General features: G+C 69.6%; 17 protein-coding genes and 1 tRNA gene. 7 read left to right on the top strand and 11 right to left on the bottom strand.

Going from position 1 to position 19,376, the window contains the following annotated elements:
- Positions 1-9: 9 nt before the first annotated feature.
- A complete protein-coding gene (locus H8F25_RS00330) occupies positions 10-1,512 on the bottom strand; it encodes a peptide ligase PGM1-related protein (protein ID WP_197211554.1) in 1,503 nt (500 codons plus the stop codon).
- A gap of 106 nt (positions 1,513-1,618) precedes the next feature.
- On the opposite strand from H8F25_RS00330, the gene H8F25_RS00325 reads away from it, so the two are divergent.
- A complete protein-coding gene (locus H8F25_RS00325) occupies positions 1,619-1,918 on the top strand; it encodes a SemiSWEET transporter (protein ID WP_197211553.1) in 300 nt (99 codons plus the stop codon).
- 7 nt (positions 1,919-1,925) lie between these two features.
- Here the strand turns inward: H8F25_RS00325 and H8F25_RS00320 are convergent, their stop codons facing one another.
- Both H8F25_RS00320 and H8F25_RS00315 read right to left on the bottom strand, forming a co-directional pair.
- A complete protein-coding gene (locus H8F25_RS00320) occupies positions 1,926-3,302 on the bottom strand; it encodes a Rieske 2Fe-2S domain-containing protein (RefSeq protein WP_197211552.1) in 1,377 nt (458 codons plus the stop codon).
- 4 nt (positions 3,303-3,306) lie between these two features.
- On the bottom strand, positions 3,307-5,406 hold the full coding sequence (locus tag H8F25_RS00315; protein ID WP_197213282.1) for an HDIG domain-containing metalloprotein: 2,100 nt from the start codon (positions 5,404-5,406) through the stop codon (positions 3,307-3,309).
- A gap of 85 nt (positions 5,407-5,491) precedes the next feature.
- On the opposite strand from H8F25_RS00315, the gene folD reads away from it, so the two are divergent.
- The 4 genes from folD to H8F25_RS00295 all read left to right on the top strand — a co-directional run bounded on the left by folD (position 5,492) and on the right by H8F25_RS00295 (position 9,453).
- Complete coding sequence (folD, locus tag H8F25_RS00310) at positions 5,492-6,373, top strand: bifunctional methylenetetrahydrofolate dehydrogenase/methenyltetrahydrofolate cyclohydrolase FolD (protein WP_197211551.1); 882 nt, start codon at positions 5,492-5,494, stop codon at positions 6,371-6,373.
- A 78-nt stretch (positions 6,374-6,451) separates the two neighbouring features.
- Positions 6,452-7,390 (top strand): geranylgeranyl diphosphate synthase CrtE, encoded by a 939-nt coding sequence (gene crtE / locus H8F25_RS00305; protein WP_197211550.1) that lies wholly within the window; start codon positions 6,452-6,454, stop codon positions 7,388-7,390.
- Positions 7,387-7,932: a divergent PAP2 family protein gene (locus H8F25_RS00300; RefSeq protein WP_197211549.1), complete on the top strand. Its 546-nt coding sequence runs from the start codon at positions 7,387-7,389 to the stop codon at positions 7,930-7,932. Before crtE ends, H8F25_RS00300 begins: the two co-directional genes overlap by 4 nt.
- A gap of 30 nt (positions 7,933-7,962) precedes the next feature.
- Positions 7,963-9,453 carry an ATP-dependent RecD-like DNA helicase gene (locus H8F25_RS00295; protein WP_197211548.1) on the top strand — a complete coding sequence of 497 codons (1,491 nt, stop codon included), beginning with the start codon at positions 7,963-7,965 and terminating at the stop codon, positions 9,451-9,453.
- Positions 9,454-9,470: 17 nt separating this feature from the next.
- Here H8F25_RS00295 and H8F25_RS00290 read toward each other — a convergent pair whose 3' ends face one another.
- The 6 genes from H8F25_RS00290 to H8F25_RS00265 all read right to left on the bottom strand — a co-directional run bounded on the left by H8F25_RS00290 (position 9,471) and on the right by H8F25_RS00265 (position 16,611).
- Entirely contained in the window at positions 9,471-10,181 is a 711-nt protein-coding gene (locus H8F25_RS00290; RefSeq protein ID WP_197211547.1) for a GAP family protein, read from the bottom strand.
- A 182-nt stretch (positions 10,182-10,363) separates the two neighbouring features.
- Positions 10,364-10,666 (bottom strand): acylphosphatase, encoded by a 303-nt coding sequence (locus H8F25_RS00285; RefSeq protein WP_197213281.1) that lies wholly within the window; start codon positions 10,664-10,666, stop codon positions 10,364-10,366.
- Positions 10,615-12,378 (bottom strand): cobyrinate a,c-diamide synthase, encoded by a 1,764-nt coding sequence (locus H8F25_RS00280; protein WP_197211546.1) that lies wholly within the window; start codon positions 12,376-12,378, stop codon positions 10,615-10,617. The genes H8F25_RS00285 and H8F25_RS00280 overlap by 52 nt, the downstream gene beginning before the upstream one ends.
- 4 nt (positions 12,379-12,382) lie before the next feature.
- Entirely contained in the window at positions 12,383-13,684 is a 1,302-nt protein-coding gene (locus H8F25_RS00275; protein ID WP_197211545.1) for a glucose-6-phosphate dehydrogenase assembly protein OpcA, read from the bottom strand.
- Between the two features lie 51 nt (positions 13,685-13,735).
- The gene (gene zwf, locus H8F25_RS00270; protein WP_197211544.1) at positions 13,736-15,259 is read right to left on the bottom strand and encodes a glucose-6-phosphate dehydrogenase; all 1,524 of its coding nucleotides are present in this window, start codon (positions 15,257-15,259) and stop codon (positions 13,736-13,738) included.
- A gap of 191 nt (positions 15,260-15,450) precedes the next feature.
- The gene (locus tag H8F25_RS00265; protein WP_197211543.1) at positions 15,451-16,611 is read right to left on the bottom strand and encodes an FAD-binding oxidoreductase; all 1,161 of its coding nucleotides are present in this window, start codon (positions 16,609-16,611) and stop codon (positions 15,451-15,453) included.
- Positions 16,612-16,843: 232 nt separating this feature from the next.
- On the opposite strand from H8F25_RS00265, the gene H8F25_RS00260 reads away from it, so the two are divergent.
- The gene (locus H8F25_RS00260) at positions 16,844-17,425 is read left to right on the top strand and encodes an SRPBCC family protein (protein WP_231596953.1); all 582 of its coding nucleotides are present in this window, start codon (positions 16,844-16,846) and stop codon (positions 17,423-17,425) included.
- A gap of 82 nt (positions 17,426-17,507) precedes the next feature.
- Positions 17,508-17,636 carry a hypothetical protein gene (locus tag H8F25_RS17905; protein WP_255518287.1) on the top strand — a complete coding sequence of 43 codons (129 nt, stop codon included), beginning with the start codon at positions 17,508-17,510 and terminating at the stop codon, positions 17,634-17,636.
- A gap of 251 nt (positions 17,637-17,887) precedes the next feature.
- Here H8F25_RS17905 and H8F25_RS00255 read toward each other — a convergent pair.
- Positions 17,888-17,960, bottom strand: a tRNA-Glu gene (locus H8F25_RS00255).
- Between the two features lie 231 nt (positions 17,961-18,191).
- The gene (locus tag H8F25_RS00250; protein WP_197211542.1) at positions 18,192-19,376 is read right to left on the bottom strand and encodes a histidine kinase; all 1,185 of its coding nucleotides are present in this window, start codon (positions 19,374-19,376) and stop codon (positions 18,192-18,194) included.

Below are 19,376 nucleotides of genomic sequence, written 5' to 3'. Positions count from 1 at the left end.
CAGGGGCCCTCAGCCCTGCACCAGCGAGCGGGCCGCCCCGGCCTCCAGCAGTGCCTCTCGGGTCTCGTCGAACACCGTCTGGGCCATGGCGGCGCTGCTGCCCAGGGAGGTCATGCCGAGCTTGCCGAACTCCGACAGGCAGCCCAGCAGATGGAACACGCTGCCGCGCAGCCGGGCCGGGTCGTAGTGCAGGCCGGCCTCGGCGACGATGTCGACCAGATCGACCGGCAGCAGGCCGCGCAGGTGCGGATCGACGATGTTGTCGCTGGCGACGTAATGCAGCGGCTGGCCGGTGGGCGAAAGGAACAGGCCGCTGTCGGCATCGAGATGGCCGGTGGTGATCGCCCGCAGCGCCATGGTGGGGTGGGTGGTGCCGCCCTGGCGCAGGTTTACCTCGATCGCCTGGATGTCCCAGCGGTCACCGAAGCGACGGGCGATGAAGTCGACCGCATAGCGCTCGAGCGCGCCCTCGCTGGCCAGCGCCTCGCCCACGGAGCGACCGTGGCGCATCAACTCACGCCGGTAGGGCTCATCGGCGGGGAACCGGCAACCCAGATAGGTCTGACCGCTGGCACCCCCCAGGATCTGCTCATGGGTGGAGAGCACCTCCACCGCACCACCGGGGTGGATCGTGCCCTGCACGCTCGGGGAGGACAGGGCCTCGCCGCCGGCCAGCCAGGCCTCCACCAGCGCCCCCTGCTGCACCACCAGGTCACGCCACTGGGGCGGCGGCATGGGGATCGCCTCCAGCGCCTGCCGGAGCGTCCGCCGCCGCTCCGCCGCACTCAACGCAGCCAGCTGCAGCGGCGCCAGCTCCAGCGGGGCGTTGCCCTCGCCGCTGATCCCCTCGTTCAGCTTCACCACACAGCGCGCCAGATCCGGGTGTGCCTCCCACAGCTCCGCCGTCGCCTCCGCCAGGTCGTCGAGGTTGTGCACCAGCGCGCTGCCGGGCGGATGGGGCACACCGCAGCGGGCGAACAGGGCGCGGCTGCCGGCTTTGCTGCCCCACCAGGACAGGGCCGGATCAGTGCCCAGCAGCGGCACCTGCAGCACCTCCGAGAGGCGCTTCTCCAGCTCGGTGACCACATAGCAGGCGATGAAGCTGCGCCCGGGCCGCAGCAGCTCCTTGATGCGGGTCAACAGGGCCGGGCGCTCCAGCAGCTTCTCGGTGAGCGGCCGTGGCGAAGCGTCGTCGGCGTCGAACAGATGCAGGCGGCGGCGGGCATGGGTGGTGGGCACCCCCGGCAGCAGCTCGAGCACCGCGTCCACCACCAGATCGGGCAGCAGCTTGCTGGTGACGTACACGATGCGCACGCCCGGATCGCGCAGCCGGATCAGCGAGAACAGCTGACGCTCCTCGTAGTTGTGGGCACCGGTGATCAGGGCGATCTGAGCGGGATCGACGCTGAGCGACGGCAGCATCAGCAGGTCGAAGTCGACTCCATTGCCGTCGTGCTCGCGGCCCCACTCGGGTTTCAGCTGGGCCTGGAGCTGGGCGAAGCTGAGTGTCATCGGGGCGGGGAGGCAGGATTCCATCCTCGCCGGGACCGGCACCGCCGATCGGGCACCGCAGCACGGTTGCGGCGTCAGAGTGTGGCCTGCCCCACTCGCCGCCGCCATGGCCCAGCCCCTGCCGGTCGCCCTGGTCGGTTACACCGCCGCGACGCTCACCACCCTGAGCTTCTTTCCCCAGGCGATCAAGACCCTGCGCAGCGGCGACACCCGCGGGATCTCGCTGCCGATGTACGTGCTGCTCACGCTCGGCCTCGCTCTGTGGGGTCTCTACGGCCTGATCACCGGAGACGGCCCGCTGATCGTGGCGAACGCCATCACCCTGGTGCCGGCCCTGGTGGTGCTCCAGCGGAAGATCGTCGCCAGCCTGGCCAGCCCAGGCACCCGCCTCTGGCAGGGCTGGTGAGCGCTGCTCAGCGGCGATTGCGGGGCGGCAGGCCACTGCCCCGCCGCAGACCTTCAATCCAACCCAGGCAGCGGGCCCTGAGCAGCACGGCCGCCAGCACCAGCATCAGGGCGATCAGCCTGGCGCCCACGGCCGGCAACACCGCCGCTAGGGCCAGACCGGCCACCACCACCGCCTCGCAGATCCGCCTCACTAGCCGGAGGCGTCGCAGCGCCCCGGAACAGCTGCGGCAATGGCGGGTGTGGGCCTGCTCCCGCTCCATCAGCGCCTCCCGGTCCAGTCGCGGCGGCAGCGCCTGGCCGGGGAACGGTTCGCCGCCATGGCGGTTCACCCAGTCGTGCAGGCTGCGCACATAGAGATCGGCGCCGGTGGGCAGATGGCAGCTGCGGCTGAGCTCGGCGCTGCCGCCGCGGCGCTCCAGCACCCGCTCCTGCCAGTGCAGGAACAGCTGGTCGTCCTCGAGCACCGTGTGGTTGCCGATGTGCTGCAGCCACTGGGGCCGCAGCGCCAGCAGGCGCGCCGGCCAGGGAGAGCGGAACTGGAACGGGAAGCGGGCGAACAGACGGCACTCACCCCGCCGGATCGGGGTGGCGTAGACCACGGTCAGGATGCGGGCGAAGGACGGCGCCGTCAGGTCATGCCACATCAGGCACGGAGCCGCGAAGGTGGTGTTCTGGCTGCCGAGCTTTCCCTGCCGCGGTCCCTCGGCCCACAGGCCGGTGAAACCCTGCGGCCCGAAACCGGTGAGCTCAAGCTCCACCGGCCCGGCGTTCTCGCGGCGCCCCACGGTGGCGTGATGGGTGAAGGGCACATGGCTCACATCCAGCACGTTCTCGAGCAGGGTCAGCGCATCCATCGGCAGATCGCGGAAGGTGTCCTGCACGAACCAGCCGTCGCGCCAGCGGCCGCGCTCGTCCTCATCGAGAACGGGCACCAACGGCAGGGGTGTGGCCCCCGCCTGATCGGGATCACCGCTGAACACGAACAGCAGCCCCTGAGCCGTGGCGGTGGCATGGGCGCGGCAGCGGCTGCGGGCACCGAAGCTCTGCCCCTCGCTGGCCTGGGGGATCGCCGTGCAGCGACCGTCGCCTGAAAAACTCCAGCCGTGATAAGGGCACTCCAGCTCGCCCTTCTCGTTGAGGCGGCCATCGGAGAGGGGCACCAGCCGGTGCGGACACACATCGGTGAACGCCCGCCAATGCGCCTCCTGGCGGTCGAACCAGAGCACCAGGTCCTCGCCGAGCAGGGTGAAGGGGGTGGGCCGATCCGGGTCGAGGTCGCTCAGGTAAGCCACCGGGTACCAGGCCTGCCGCCAGGGATCGGTCGCCCCGGGGCTACTGCCGGAGCTGGGGCTGATGCCTGAGCTGGAACTGGTGAGGGTCATCGGATCAGGCACTGAAGGCCTTGCGGGCCGGGATGGGATAGGGAATGCGGCGGTGACGCATGCGTCTCCACACCCTCACGAAGGCGCGGATCACCAGCTCCAGTTCGGCGCGGCTGATGCCGCTGCCCGCCAGCTGGCCGTCGGCCTGACGGGCCTCGACGATGCGCCGCACCATCTGGCGCGCCTGATCCTCGGTGGTATCCGGCGGCAGCGAACGGAGGGCGGCCTCGCAGCCATCGGCCAGCATCAGGATCGCCGTCTCGCGGCTGCGGGGCGTCGGTCCCCGGTAGCGGAACCGCTCTTCGGAAACGGAGGGATCGAGCTCGCGGGCCCGGTGCAGGAAGTAGCCCATCTTCAGCGTGCCCTGGTGTTCTGGGATGAAATCCGCCAGGGGGCGGGGCAGGCGATAGCGGCGTGCCAGCTTCAGCCCCTCATCGACATGGGCCTGAAGGATGGAAGCACTGGCGAAGGGATCATCCAGCCGGTCGTGGGGATTGCCGCTGCGTTCGTCCTGGTTCTCGATGAACCACTGCGGGCCATGCATCTTGCCCACATCGTGGTAGAGCGCCCCGGTGCGGATCAGATCCACATCGGCATGGATGGCGCGGGCCCCCTCCTCCGCCAGGCCGCAGATCATCAGGGTGTGCTCGAAGGTGCCAGGCGCCTCGGTGGACAGCCGCCGCAGCAGCGGCCGCTCCAGGTCCGCCAGCTCCATCAGCCGCGCACGGGTCAGCAGCCCGAAGAAGCTCTCCACCAGGGGCGCCAGGATCAGACCCGCCAGCAGCAGGCTCGCCACCAGCCAGGCCTCATTCATCAGCTCGGCATTGCTGGGGAGCTCCCCTTCGGAGCCGCCCGCCAGCCCCAGAAGGGCCGCCAGCTGCAGCACGGCGGCCTGCGCCGCCAGCGCCCCGAGCGGTAGCAGCACCGCCAGCTGCAGCAGCTGGGCGCGGTTGCGCTGACGCCCGGCCAGCACAGCCGCCAGCACCGCCACCAGGGTGGCGACGATCAGGCGACACTCCAGCACGCCGTTGAGGGGGAAGGGCCACAGCAGGCTGGCGGCCGCAAGCCAGGCCAGCCCGGCGACGGTCCCCAGCCCCTGGGCCAGCAGCAGGGTGGGGGGCACCAGCAGGGCGAGGGGGCTGACGAGCAGCCCCAGCCAGAGCTTGCAGGCCTGCACCACCAGCAGCGTGGCCAGAGCCAGCAGAGCCTGACGCGGTTCGAGGCTCGCCCGCCAGCGCCGCATCACTAGCAGCATCACACCGGAGACGGCCAGGGCCTCACTGACATGGGCCAGCCAGGCCAGGGGCCGCGGCCGGCGGTTGATCAGGCCGAACGCGTCCAGCACATCGAAGGCCTGCGGCGTGATCTTCTCGCCCTGTCGGACGACCAGATCTCCGCGACGCACCGTGATCGTCGGCAGACCGTTGCGGCTGAGCAGCTCCTCAATCCGCTGCTGGCTCAGAAACGGATCACTGCGCAGGTTGCTGCGGCCCTGGAGGCTGCGAACAACGAGACGGCTCCCCAGCTGGCGCCCCTCCCGGGCCTGATCCTCGAGCTGGAGGCCGGCCGCCTCCAGCAGCTGCGCATCCGCCAGGGTGCCGGCCACCCCCTGGCGCAACATGCGGTTCTGGGCCCGTCGCACGCCGTCCTCCCAGGAGGCCAGAGAGTTCGGATCCAGCCCCCGCAACCAGCGCCGCTCAGCAGCGGTGAGGTTGAGCGGATCGATCCTGGTCTGATCGGCGACGCGCTGCTGACGCACCTGCTCCAGCAGGCGCTCGAGCTGGTCCTGCAGCTGCCTGGTCAGACGCTCATCGATCACCTGCACGGTGGTGCGCGGCACCATCTGGCTGCGGCGCTGCTCGAGGGCCGCGCTGTCCATCACGGTGGCGTCGCGGGGAGCCCGCACCGTGAACGGAGCCGGCAGCCCCGGCCGCAGACTCGGTTCCACCAGCCAGGGCCAGCTGGTCAGCAGTGCGACCAGCAGGCAGGCCAGCAGCATCGCCGCCATGCCGGCCGGGCGCCAGCAGACGATCGCCTGGCGCGGGCGCTCGAGCCGCAGCAGGCCCCGCCACAGAGACCGCAGTCGCCGCATCGCGTGCGCCATCGCCTCGGCTGCTGAGCCCGTCATGGACCGAAACGCTAGCCCTGCAGCCCCGCAGGCATGCTGGTGGGTCGAGTTCGCCGCACCGATGGCATCGCTTCTGGACGGTCGCAGCCTGGCCGCTGCCATCGAGCAACGGCTGACGGACGCCATCCGCGCCGGCCTGGACCAGGCCGGCCGGCCCCCGGGACTGGCGGTGCTGCGGGTGGGCGATGACCCCGCCAGCGGCGTCTACGTGGCCAACAAGGAGAAGGCCTGCGGGCGCGTCGGCATCCGCAGCCTCGGCGCCCATCTGCCGGCCGACACCCCCGCGGCGGAGGTGCAGGCCACGATCGAGCGGCTCAACGCCGATCCGGCCGTCGACGGCATCCTGCTGCAACTGCCCCTGCCCGCCGGCCTAGACGAGGGCCCCCTGCTGAGGGCGATCGATCCGGAGAAGGACGCCGACGGCCTGCACACGCTCAATCTCGGACGGCTGCTCAAGGGGGAGGCAGGTCCCCGCAGCTGCACGCCCGCCGGTGTGATGGCCCTGCTCAAGGCCGCTCAGGTCGAGCTCTCCGGCAGGCGGGCGGTGGTGGTCGGCCGCAGCATCCTCGTCGGCCAGCCGATGGCGCTGATGCTGCAGGCCGCCGATGCCACCGTGAGCGTGGCCCATTCGCGCACAAGGGATCTGGCCGATCTGACCCGACAGGCTGATGTGCTCGTGGTGGCGGCCGGCCGGCCGCGGATGATCGGCGCCGACCACGTCAGGCCAGGCGCCGTGGTGGTGGATGTGGGCATCCACCGGCGGCCGGAGGGAGGCCTGTGCGGCGATGTGATCTTCGAGCAGGTGGAGCCGCTCGCCGCGGCCATCTCGCCGGTACCCGGCGGCGTCGGCCCGATGACGGTGGCGATGCTGCTGGTGAACACGGTGGTGGCCTGGTGCCGCCGCCACGGCATCGAACACGGGCTGGGGGATCTGGTGCCATGAACGATCGCGCTGCCAGCGCGGCTCCCCATGGGATGGCCTGAGAGAATCCGGCGCGACGAACGCGACGGCCCATCCCCCATGACCGCGGCGGTGACGAGCATGGACAGCACCTCCCAGGGGGGGGCGGCAGGCTTCGACTTCAAGACCTATCTGACCGACGCCGGCGCCCGGGTGGAGGCGGCGCTCGATGCCTCCCTCGGTCCCGAGCGGCCTGAGAGCCTGCGGGAGGCGATGCGCTACTCCCTGCTGGCCGGTGGCAAGCGCCTTCGGCCGATCCTCTGCCTGGCGGCCTGTGAACTCGCAGGTGGCGACAGCGAGCTGGCGATACCGACGGCAGTGGCGCTGGAGATGATCCACACCATGTCGTTGATCCACGACGACCTGCCGGCGATGGACAACGACGACCTGCGCCGCGGCCGCCCCACCAACCACAAGGTGTATGGCGAGGCCAACGCCATCCTGGCCGGTGATGCCCTGCTCACCCGCGCCTTCGAGATGGTGGCGCTGCGAAGCCCGGGTGTGCCGGCGGAACGACTGCTGGCGGTGGTGGGCGAACTGAGCATGGCCTCGGGCGCCCCGGGCCTGGTGGGCGGCCAGGTCGTCGACCTGGAGTGCGAGGGCAAGCAGGTGGATCTCGAGACTCTCGAGTACATCCACCTGCACAAGACCGGCGCCCTGCTGCGGGCCTGTGTGCTCTGCGGCGCCCTGATCGGCGGCGCCTCGGCCGAACTGCTGGACGCCCTGCGCACCTACGCGCGCGGCATCGGCCTCGCCTTCCAGATCATCGATGACATCCTCGATGTCACCGCCAGCAGCGAGGTGCTCGGCAAGACCGCGGGCAAGGACCTCGCCGCCGACAAGACCACCTACCCCAAACTGCTGGGGCTGGAGGAATCGAAGCGGCGGGCCGAAGCCCTGGTGGCCGAAGCGAAGGCGGCGCTGGAGCCCTACGGTGCGGGCGGCAAAGCGGCACCCCTGCTGGCTCTGGCCGAGTTCATCACCAGCCGCGATCGATGACCCTGTCCCCCGCCCTGCTGAGCGGCTTCCATGACGCACGGCCCTTGCTGGCCATGCTTGACAACGCCGTGCTGTGGTGGGGACTGGCGGCCTGCGGCGCGGCCCAGCTCTCCAAGCTGCTGATCGAGCTGGTGGTTCATCGCCGCTGGAATCCGAAGGTGCTGGTCGAGACCGGCGGCATGCCGTCGAGCCACTCGGCGCTGATGACGGGCACCGCCGCCGGCCTGGGCTGGCAGCTGGGCTTTGCCGACGGTGTGTTCGCACTGGCGGCGACCCTCTGCTTCGTGGTGCTCTACGACGCCTCGGGGGTGCGGCGGGCCGCCGGCCTGACCGCCGAGCGCGTCAATGGCCTGGTGAGCGATGCCGGCGGGCTGGTGGCCGGTGAAACCCCGGCGAAGCCCCTCAAGCAGAACCTCGGCCACACCCGTCTGGAGGTGCTCATCGGTTCTCTGATGGGCCCTCTGGTCGCCCTGCCCGGGCTGGCTCTGGTGGGCTCCCCCCTGCAGCTGGCCCAGCTCTGGGGTCTGCCGCCCCTGGGCTGAGCGATCCCTGCGGACCGAGGCGGTCGTGCCGTGACCGAAGCCGCTCTCACCCCGGATCAGCGCAGAGCCGAAGACACCTTCGCCGCCTGGCTGGAGGCCCCCGAGGCCGGGGTGCCGTTCGTGCTCAGCGGTTACGCCGGCACCGGCAAGACGTTCCTGTCGACGCGGCTGCTCCAGCGCGTCGAGGCCCGCGCGCTCTGCTGGACCGTGGTGGCTCCCACCCACAAGGCGGTGGGGGTGCTGCATCAGCACCTGCAGCAGGCCGGCCTCAGGCCCACCTGGTATCCCTCCACCATCCACAGGCTGCTCCGGCTCAAGCTGAAGCGCCAGGGGGATCGGGAGATCTGCGAGGAAACGAGCCAGACGGCCGGCTCGCTGGAACATCTGGCCCTGGTGCTGGTGGATGAGGCCTCGATGGTCGACAGCAGCCTGCTGGACATCACCCTGCGCTGCGCCCATCCCTTTCGCACCAGGCTGGTGTTCGTGGGCGATCCTGCCCAGCTGCCGCCGGTGGGGGAGGCTGAGAGTCCGGTGTTCAGCCTCGGCCGCTCCTTCCGGGCCGACCTGACCCACGTGGTGCGCCATCAGGGCCCGGTGCTGCGCCTGGCCCAGGGCATCCGGGAGCAGGCCCTCCCCTGCAGCCGGCCGCCGGCCCTCGGGACGATCGAGGCTCCGGAGGGGCGGGTGGCGATACTCGGGCGGCAGGAGTGGCTGCAGGCGGCACAGGAGTCCCTGCGACGCTGCGCCGAGAGCGGCGATCCCGATCGCACCCGGATCCTCTGCTATACCAACCGCTCCCTGGAGCAGCTGGTGCCGATCGCCCGACGCGCCCTCCACGGCTCCATGGCCGATCAGCTGCCGGTGCTGCCGGGCGAGGTACTGATCACACGCGGAGCGGTGCTGGCGCCGGCTTGCCGCCAGGGGGCCGAGACGGGGGAGGAGCCGGACATGGTGCTCGGCTCCAACCGAGAGCTGGAGGTGATCGATGTGCGTCCCGAACGCTGCGATCTGCTCGATTTCGGCGTGCAGGCCGCGGATCTGGAGGGTCTGGCGGTGCCGCTGATCGACACCCTCTCCGCCCGTGTCGACAGCGGTGAGAGCCAGCTGGAGCTGCGCCTGCTGCCTCCCCTCGGCAGCGAGGCCAGGAACCAGCTGGAGGCGGTGCTGGAGCGGCTGCGTCAGCGGGCCCGCGACGCCGGCAAGCAGGGCGGCCGAAGCCTCTGGCGACGGTTCTTCCTGGTGCGGGACGCCTTTGCCTCGCTGGGACCCGCCGCGGTGCTGACGGTGCACCGCAGCCAGGGCAGCACCTTCGCCGAGGTCTTCGTCGACGCGGATGTGTTCTGGCCCCGCGACCCGGTGCTGCGGCGCCAGCTGGTCTATGTGGCGGTCAGCCGGGCCAGCCAGTCCGTCTCGCTGATGGCGACCGACCCGGGCCCAAGGAGCGATCCCGGCGCCGGTGAGCTGTGGCGCAACTGGCTGCAGGAGCGGGATGGTCCCGGATCGAAGCCGGGGCCGACCTGAGGGCGAGGGACGGGTGATCAGGCCAACCGCAGACCCTGCACCCCCTGGGCGCCCAGGTAAACCGCCAGAGCCAGGCTGACCAGACCCACCAGGGTGTCCGCACGCGCGTAGAGCCAGGCCTTGCCGCGTTCCAGCCAGGGCTGGAGCCGCTCCTGGCCGACCACCAGCAGAGCGCCCAGCGGCACCAGCAGCAGCAGGCCCGTCGCCAGGCTGAACAGCAGCACCGCCACCAGCTCCTCGGGACGGTTGAAACCGGCGGCCAGAAGACTGCCGCCGGCCTTGGCATACAGAAAGACATCATCCGGACTGATCACCTGGATCAGGGCGCTGAGGGCCAGCAGCGGCAGCAGCGGCCTGGCGCAGAAGCGATCCAGCCTGGAAGCCCAGCCGGGCACGGCCTCCTCCTCGCCACGACTGAGCAGCTCATTGAGCCCCACGGCCATCAGGGCACCGGCAGCCAGCAGATCAAGACCGGTGCGGTGGTCGCTGCCCTTCTCCATCGTCAGCAGCAGGCCGTGGCCAAGGGCCAGCAACAGGGTCAGCTCCAGCAGCGACACCAGGAGCCAGCCGGCCACGAACCATCCCCCCCGCCGCAGCGGATCGGGACCGAGCAGCAGCAGCAGCAGCAGGGCGATGTGAAGCGGGCTGAAGGAGATGGCCAGGGCAAACCCCAGCAGTTCACCCGCAAGGCTGGCGAGGTTCAGGAGTCCGGCGGCAGCAGCGGCCATTGTGGCCGCCTGCCATCAACGCAGACACCATCGAGGGAGGGCCATCCCGACCATCGCTCGCCGCGCCCGCTCCGCAGATGGCTCGCGATGCCGTTCGGATCCACACACGAGGCGATCCGGGCCCGGGCAGCAGGCCTGGATCACCAGCCCCGGAACCGCCAGGCCCAGGGGGGCAGCCGGGCTCAGCGGCGGATCTCGAACCAGTCGGAGCCAGTGGGGGCGATCCGGGTGCTGCTGACGCCGCTCACCTGGGAGCCCTGGGGCCCCCGTTCGCACCAGAGCAGCAGCTCCCCCAGATCCCGGGTCTGACCTTCGGCCTCCACCTCCACCGATCCATCGGGCAGATTGCGCACCCAGCCACTGAGCCGCAGTTCCTCGGCGCGGCGGCGACAGATGGCGCGATAGCCCACCCCCTGCACCTGGCCGCGCACGATCAGCCGCCAGCGCTCCCTGCCCTGGGTGGGGCGGGGGTCCTGGGGCTGCAGAAATCGCCGTTCGTCGGCAGCGGCACGGCGCTGGCGGCTGCGGCGGCCAGCCGCAGCGGGATCACCGGGCAACCAGCCCAGTGGAGATGCAGCCAACTCGCGTGCAGCGCGGCGTTCGTCCATCCCTCCGGTCTCCCCGGCCAACCCCAGCCCTCAAGCTGCCACAGCCCCGGCGCGGTTGCCATCGGGGCAGCGGTCCAATCCGTACGGATGAGCCTGTTGGCGAGTGGCCGAGCGCCCTCGCCATCCGCCTGAAGCGCCTGGGACTGCCGCGGCTCGACCCACGGAACCGCCGCCGCATCTGTCGGGACAGGCGGGTCAGGCCGCAGCTGCCAGCGATGGAACTCGTGGCCGATCAGTCGCTCGCCGCGGCGCACCAGCAGGCCATCACAGTGCGCCTCGGCCTGTCGATACCCCAGGGTGAGCGAGCCGCGCCGAGCCGAGAACGGCAGCACACCGGCCATGGCGTGGGGGCGATCGTCGGGGTCATGCAGGCGTTGCCCCAGCAACAGCAGGCCGCCACACTCCGCCACAACCGGCACCCTCCCCCTCGCGGCCGCCGCCAGCGCGCCAAGGCTGCGCCGGGAGGCTGCCAGCTGCTCGGCATGGAGCTCGGGGTAGCCGCCGGGGAGCAGCACGGCACGGCATCCGGCCGGCAGCGGCGCATCCGCCAGAGGACTCCAGGGGTGCGGCTGCAGGCCCAGCGCCAGCAGCAGCTCACTGACCTCGGGATAGCGGAAATGGAAGGCCTGATCGCTAGCGATCGCCACCGGCAGCGGAACCCGGCAGGAGGGGTCAGGTTCGGGCGGCGGCACGGCCAGGGAGGACGGCAGCCGACCCGCCGACGAGCCCTCCCGTCCTCCGGAACAGGAAGCGGTCAGGAGCCCACTGGTCCCTCCCTCGGCGCGGGCGACACCGCATGGATCCGCCTGGGCCTGGAGAGGCAGCCACAGAGCCGGATCCCCGCCGTCCCCGGATCGGCCCCGCTCCAGCACCCAGTGAATCGGATCCACCGTTCCCGGAGGGGGGGGTTCCGGAGACTCCAGCAGCGGCCAGAGCCGTTCCAGATCGAGATGGCGGGCGGCCAGATCGGCCCACTGCCGGCGCCGCTCGACCAGATCCTCCAGCTCGCCGGGCGGCAGCAGACCGAGATGGCGGGATGGCAGTGCGAGGGATGGATCGTGGGGCAGCACCCCCAGCAGCGGCACGTCGATGGCGGCGAGGGCCTCGGCCAGCAGGGCCCGGTGGCGCTCACTGCCCACCCGGTTGAGCACCACCCCCGCGAGGGTCACCTGCGGCGGGCCGTGATCGCGGAAACCACGCACCAGCGCCGCCAGCGAGCCCGCCTGGCGGGAGGCCTCCACCACCAGCACAACGGGAAGCTCGAGCAGAGCGGCCACTTCAGCGGTGCTGCCTTCGCTGGTGGGCCCCCTTCCATCGAACAGGCCCATCACCCCCTCCACCAGCACCCGCTCGGTGCGGCTGCCATGCCAGCGGAAGCAGCGGCGCACCCACTCCTCGCCGCAGAGCTGGGTGTCGAGATTGCGGCAGCTGCGGCCCGCCACCTCTGAGAGCAGCTGGGGATCGAGGTAGTCCGGTCCGACCTTGAAGGGTTGCAGGCTGGCGCCCCGCTGACGGGCCAGGGCCGCCAGGCAGAGGCTGAGCAGAGTCTTGCCGCTGCCGCTGCAGGGGGCGGCGATCACACAGGCCAAGGGCTCAACCGGCGCCGGCAGGCTGGGGCAGCAGGTCGAGGGCCACGGGAGCCGCCGCCGCCAGCAGGGGATTGGTGGTGTCGTGGCCGCCGCCGAGCAGACGGGCGAGCTCCACCTCCTCCTTCTCCTCGGGCAGGGGCACCACCTCCTCCACCAGCTGCATCGAGGCCATGCCGCCGGATTCCAGCCGCATGCAGCCGCCGGACTCGGAGCAGAGGATCACGCACAGGGCCGCCCGTTCGGGCGGCTGGCAGATCAGGCGAAGGCCGACGATGGCACCGGGGTGCGCCTTGGGATGCCCCATCGGAACAGGCATCAGCCGGAACCGCACCGTGGCGCCGTCCGTGCGCTGGAACTCGGCGGCGATGCCGCCCTCCTCGATCACCTGGCTGTCGACCAGATGCCAGCCGAGGCGATCGGCGAGCCAGGCCGCCAGCAGCAGACCCTTGACCGGATGGTCCCCCTCCACGTCGATGTCCATCTGCACCACATGGGCCAGAGCATCCCGGCGGGAGGGGGGATCGAACACCATCGCCAGGGATTCGCGCCAGCTGCGCAGGCGCAGCCAGTTGAGGTCATTGACGGCCTGCCCCCTGTCGATGTGGTCCACCAGCACCTGCAGGCAGCGGGCCGGGTTGCCCAGGGACGTATCGATCACCAGGCGACGGGGGGGCGGTGCCAGCGCCTCCAGCATCTCGGCCGGTTCATCGAGGCTGCTGTTCCACCACACCCAGCAGGGCAGATCGCTGCCCACCAGGGGCTGCAGCAGGGGCAGCCCCTGTTGCAGGGCCCCGATACCACCGCGGAGCACGATCACATCGCCGCAGGCTTCCCCGGCTCCCTGCTCCTGCGGCAGCGGGCAGTAGGCCGCCACCATCGTCTCCAGCGCCAGAGAGGCATCGAGGGTGGGCGCCAGGGTGATCAGCCGCCGCGGCATGTGACCGCTGATGGCGCTCTCGACGAACTGACCGCGCAGATCCTCGGCGGTGTGATCGCCGGCCAGGGCGCCGAGCTTCCAGGTGAGGCGCGGATCCATCGGAGCGGTACTGAACGGCAGACCGCATTCCGGCACCGCCTCGCGGGCCGCCTCGAGGGCATCATCACGGTCAAGGCCACGGATCGGGCCATCGATCCGACCGAGGCGCACCAGCTGCTGCTCCAGCCAGGAGGGCTCCCAGACGATCAACGTGAAGGTGGCGGCTCCGGTGGAGCCCTCCAGCTCCTGGTTCCAGAGGCGTTCGAGATAGGGGCTGACCTCCGCAGGCGGTACGTCCAGGGGGGCCGCAAGGGTGAGCTGGGCAGGCATGGTGGACGAGGGTGAGAGGACCGGGGGGAATCGTCAGCGGAGGGAGGGGACTCAGGGGCGGCGCCAGACCAGACCGTCCTCGGCCATGAGGTTGTCGGCGGCGGCGGGGCCCCAGGTGCGGGCTTCGTAGGGATGCACCGGCAGCTGCCAGGGAGCCTCCTCGATCAGCTCCAGCAGCGGGGTGTACAGGCGCCAGGCGGCCTCCACTTCGTCGCTGCGGGTGTAGAGGGTGGGGTCGCCCAGCATGGCGTCGGCCAGCAGTCGCACATAGCCCTCATCGGAGGGTTCACCGAAGGAGTCGTCGTAGGAGAAGGCCATGTCCACCGGCCGGCTGCGCATGCCGGAGCCGGGGGCCTTCACCTCGAACCGGATCTCGGCACCCTCATCGGGCTGGATGCGCAGGATCAGCTGGTTCGGGGTGGGGGCACCACCGGCGGCGTCGAACAGGTGCACCGGCGCCTCCCGGAAGGTGAGCACGACCTCGGAGAGCCGCTTGGGCAGGCGCTTGCCGGTGCGCAGGTAGAAGGGCACCCCCTGCCAGCGCCAGTTGTTGATGAACAGCTTCATCGCCACGTAGGTCTCCGTGGTGCTGTTGGGATTCACCCCCGGCTCATCGCGGTAGCCCGGCAGCGGGCTGGCGGCGGAACCACCACGGCTGTACTGACCGCGCACGCAGCACTTCCAGGGCTCGTCCTCGCGGGCGAGGCGGGCGGCCTGCAGCACCTTGGCCTTTTCATTGCGAATCGCCTCGGCGTCGAAGCGGCCGGGGGGCTCCATGGCGGTGAGGGCCAGGATCTGGGTGAGGTGGTTCTGCACCATGTCGCGCAGAGCCCCGGAGGTTTCGTAGTACCCGGCCCGCTCCTCGACGCCCACCGTCTCGGCGGCCGTGATCTGGACGTTGGCGATGTAGTTGCGGTTCCAGATCGGCTCGAAGATCGTGTTGGCGAAACGCATCACCAGGATGTTCTGGACCGTCTCCTTGCCTAGGTAGTGGTCGATGCGGAACACCTGGCTTTCCTTGGCACAGGCCTGCACCACCTTGTTGAGGGCCTGAGCACTGCCGTAGTCACGGCCGAAGGGCTTCTCGATCACCACCCGGCTCCGCTCCGGATCGGCCAGCAGGCCCGCCCCCGCCAGGGCGCGGCAGCCGCTGCCATAGAACTCCGGTGACACCGACAGGTAGAAGGTGCGGTTGCCGCGGGTGGCCCGCAACCGGTCGATCGCCTCGAGCCGTCCCGCCAGGCGCACCAGGTGGTCGCTCTGCTGCAGGTCCACCGGCTCGTAGAAGAGACCCTGGCTGAACGAGTCCCAGGCGCTGGGGTGTTCGCGGATCTCATCGGCGAGAGCTTCGGCCATCTTCTGGCGGAACTCCTCGTCGCTCCAGGGCCGGCGGGCGCATCCCAGCACCGCGAACTCACTGGGCAGGCGCCGCTGGCGATAGAGCTCGAACAGGGCGGGCACCAGTTTGCGGTGGGTGAGGTCACCGCTGGCCCCGAAGATCACGATGCACTGGGGCGTGATCACCCGCTCCTGGCGCAGACCGACCCGCAGCGGATTGGTGAGCAGGGAAGGCATGGGAGCTGTGGCTCGATCGACTCTGGTTTAACGGGTATGACCGCCCTTGGCTGCCCCCGCCTGGGGACGGAGCGGCGATGTGAGGGTTCCGCCATCGCCGCGGGGGAGGGGCAGGCAATAAAAAGGCCCGCCGTGGCGGGCCCGGAAGCGAAGCGACAGCGGTGCGAACCGCTCGGAGACGAAGCGGACGCTCAGTAGGTCTCCACGTGCCAGCGCTCGGCCTTCTTGAGCTGGGGACGCAGCTCGGCCCAGTCGAGACCCTTGGCGGCGGCGGCGGCGGTCATCGCCTCGTCGATGCCGGGCTCCATGCCACGCAGGCCACACATGTAGACATGGGTCTTGGGATTCTCGATCCAGGAGAAGATCTCTTCGGCGTTCTCGAGCACGCGATCCTGGATGTACATGCGACCACCCTTGGCGTTCTGCTGCTCGCGGCTGATCGCCTTGGTGTAGCGGAACTGATCGGGGTACTGGCTCTGATAGTGCTCGAAATCGGCGTCGTACAGGAGATTGGCCGTGGTGGGCACACCCATGATCAGCCAGGCCTTGCCCTTGAAATGCCAGCCATTCTTCTCGCGCTCCGCCGGCTCGAACATGCGGCGCAGATAGGTGCGCATCGGGGCGATGCCCGTGCCGGTGGCCAGCATGATCACATTGGACTCCTCGTCTTCCGGCAGGAGCATCTCCTTACCCACCGGACCGGTGATCTTGACCTTTGCACCGGGTTCGATGTCACACAGGAAGGTGGAGCAGACGCCGTTGATCGTCTCGCCGTCCTTCTCATACTGCAGCTGGCGCACGCACAGGGAGACGGTGTTGCCGGCCATGTTGTCGCCGTGACGGGTGCTGGCGATCGAGTAGAGGCGCAGCTTGTGAGGCTTGCCGTTGGCGTCGGTGCCGTCGGGGATGATGCCGATGCTCTGACCCTCGACATAGCTCAGGTGGGGGTCGCCACCGGAGAGATCGAAGGTGATGTGGTTGACGCGACCGATCGCGCCCTCCTGGAGCAAGGAATAGTTGTCGGTGACGGTGCCGATGAAGGGATCCTTCGGCTTGTAGAGGTTCACCGGGACAGCAGCGTGACTCACGGCGGGGCGGGCGGCAGGACTGGGGGTGGGAGCCTCGGCGGCCGGGGCGGCTTCGGCGGGTGCAGGAGCGACCGAGTCACCACTGCTGACATCCAGAATCCGACCACCCTGCTGCGCGATCGTCTGCATCAGAGACTGCAGTTGGGTGAACGGCACGGTGAGGCGGCGCTGGGCCCTGCGCTGGCGACCCACCCCGAATCCTTCCACCAGCACAGAGATCATGCGACCGTCGGAGAGGGTGGCGTTGCCGGTGGATACACGCATGGGGAAACGGCCTCAAAAGCGCGCCGATCATAGGGACCACCCGTTCCCGGGCACCACGGCGAGGGTCATGGCAGCGGCCGCTGGGCGGATCCGGTTAACTTGACGGCACAGACGCCAGGCCCGACACCGGCCAGGCGCCAGGCAGCGCAGGCTTCTGCCCCTGCGACGGGCCTGTTCCCGAGCGGAATGGATTCCTCCCAATCAGCTTCCTCCAGAGCCCCCGCGTTTCCGAATGGTCCTGGCGCAGCCCCTCGCCCAAGCTCGAGATCTCGACGATCCGCGTTCCGCTCCGTTCCTGAGCTTTCCCGATACCACCTGCACACTCGACAGCATCCAGCAGGACATGGAGCGCCTTCCCATGGGGATGCGCCGGCTGGCCGTGCAGCTTCGCCTGGCGGTCGACTCCCAGTGGCTCTGGGCCGTGCTGACCGACTACGACAACCTGCACCGCTTCATCCCGAACCTGGCCAGCTCCCGGCAGATCTGGCGACGGTCCAACCGGGTGGCCGTGGAGCAGGTGGGCACCCAGCAGTTCTGCGGTCTGCGCTTCAGCGCCCGTGTCACCCTGGAGCTGGAGGAGGAAAGAGCCTCGGGGCGCCTCGCCTTTCGCATGCTTGATGGCGACTTCCGCTGCTTTCAGGGCACGTGGTTGGTGGGTTCGGATGCCACCAGCAGCTGGCTGCTTTACGACCTCACCGTCCAGGGCAAGCCGGGGATGCCGATCGGTCTGATCGAGCAACGCCTGCAGGAAGACCTGGCCAACAACGTGCGCGGCGTCCAGCAGGAGGCGCAGCGCCGCGCTGCGCACGCCTGAAGCGATGCCGCCCGGTCGGCGGTGGTCGTCCTTCTTCTGCCGCTGGCCCTGACCAACCAACATCTGTACCGACACCAACCCCATGGCAGGGGTGGTGGTTGTCGGGACCGAGGACAGTGGTGACGGCCTCTCGACCACTGACACCGTGATCAGCAGCACATTCCCCCTGCTGAAGGCGGGAGAGACGATCACTGACACGATCGATGACTGACGTCGCAACAGGCGCCACCGCCTGAGTGCGCAGCGATGGAGCGACCGAAAGCCGTTCAGGCCGCGTGCCTCAACGCCCAGGCGAGATCAGGCCGCGAATCAACGTGATTGGCGGGCTGGATGAGAATCCATTCGTGCCACTGCTGGCGTCGACTGAAGCACCGCAGGAACCCTGAGCCGCCAAAAAAAAGAGAATGAGACTCACGCTAGAAGCTGATGAGTCAGTGGTGATCTCGATGGATCACGAATCAATACCCCCAAGGGGATTCGAACCCCTGTCGCCTCCGTGAAAGGGAGGTGTCCTAGGCCTCTAGACGATGGGGGCGAGGCCGCAGCAGATGCCTGCTGACATCATCAAAGCAAATGATCGCGGGTGGATAATTGCTTTGAATGTTGAGACCGGAACCGTACTGTTTTGAAAAACAGATCCTGCTGAAACCGGAATGGAATGCAGGATTGGAGAGTCAACCTTGGTGGGCTGTCTTTCCGCTCCGGATGGCCGGGTCGCTTTCGCGATCGGCGTTGAAAGGAACGTACGGGGCGGAGGTGCCCTTCGTCAAGAAGGGTCGCCGCCCTGGCCCCGTCGCAACGTCTGGGGCGTGCTCTGGCCGGACCAGACCGGCACAGTGAGATGGAAACAGGCCCCCTCACCCGGCTCGGAGACCACCCAGATGCGGCCGCCATGCACGTCGGCGATGCGACGGCAGACAGCCAGACCGACACCGAAGCCGGAGGTGGTTCCGGAGGTCTGAGGGAGCCGCACCCGGTCGAGGAAGATGCGCTCCTGCTCCTCGGGCGGGATGCCGGGTCCGCTGTCGCAGACGCTCATCTGCACCCACTGGCTGGTGCGGTGCAGAAGCGTGAGGCTGACCCGGCCGCCTTCGGGGGTGTACTTGAGAGCGTTCTCCAGCAGATTCAGCAGCACCTGCCGCATGCGGCGCTGGTCGGCGTAGACGTCGGGCAGGTCGGCCGGAATGTCCGTGACCAGCTCAAGATCCCGCCCCACCCAGAGCTTCTCGAGCTCCAGGATCGCCTCGGCCGCCACCTGGCCCAGGGCCAGTCGCTGGGGATTGAACAGCGCTTCCCAACGGGTCGTCCCCACCTCCAGGAGGTCGCGCGACAGCTCCTCGATGTCGTCGAGGCGCCGCTTGAGCACATCGCGGAAGCGGCTCTCGTCAATCTGCCCGAGGGTATGGCTCTGCAGCGCCAGCTTGGCCGCCGTCAGCGGCGTGCGCAGTTCATGGGCCACCATGCGAAGCAGGCGCTCCTGCACACCAAGCCGCTCGATCAGGGTCTCGTTCTCCTGGCGCAGCACCAGCAGCTGATCCTCCAGCTGCACCTCACGCTGGGTCCGGCTGCCGTCCCGCTCAGCGGGACGCAGGTTCATCCCGAGGCTGCTGACCATCTCCATCTGCTGCCAGCGGGGCAGCCAGGTGCGCAGCTGCAGGCTCATCGTGTTGCCCGCGAACACCTGCTTCGGCGGGGGCTCCAGCTTCACCAGGGCCGGCGTGGCCACCAGCCGGTGCAGCTCCAGGAGCTCGGGATGGGTGGCCGGATCCGCCACTTCAAGGCTGATCTCGAAGCCCGTCTCCTCCGCCTGCAGGGCGCTCACGAGATTGCGAACATCCGGGCTGGCCAGATGCTGACGGGTGGCCACCAGCAACAGTTTCAGGGTCTGACGGCTCGGATCAGGCTCCGCGCCGCCGGCCGGGTCCGCCGAGCTCCGACCGGACGAGGGCAT

Source organism: Synechococcus sp. CBW1004 (assembly GCF_015840715.1).
Classification (GTDB): Bacteria; Cyanobacteriota; Cyanobacteriia; order PCC-6307; family Cyanobiaceae; genus Cyanobium.
The sequence above is the reverse complement of the archived record's forward strand: the minus strand, read 5'-3'. Positions and strand labels throughout refer to the sequence as shown.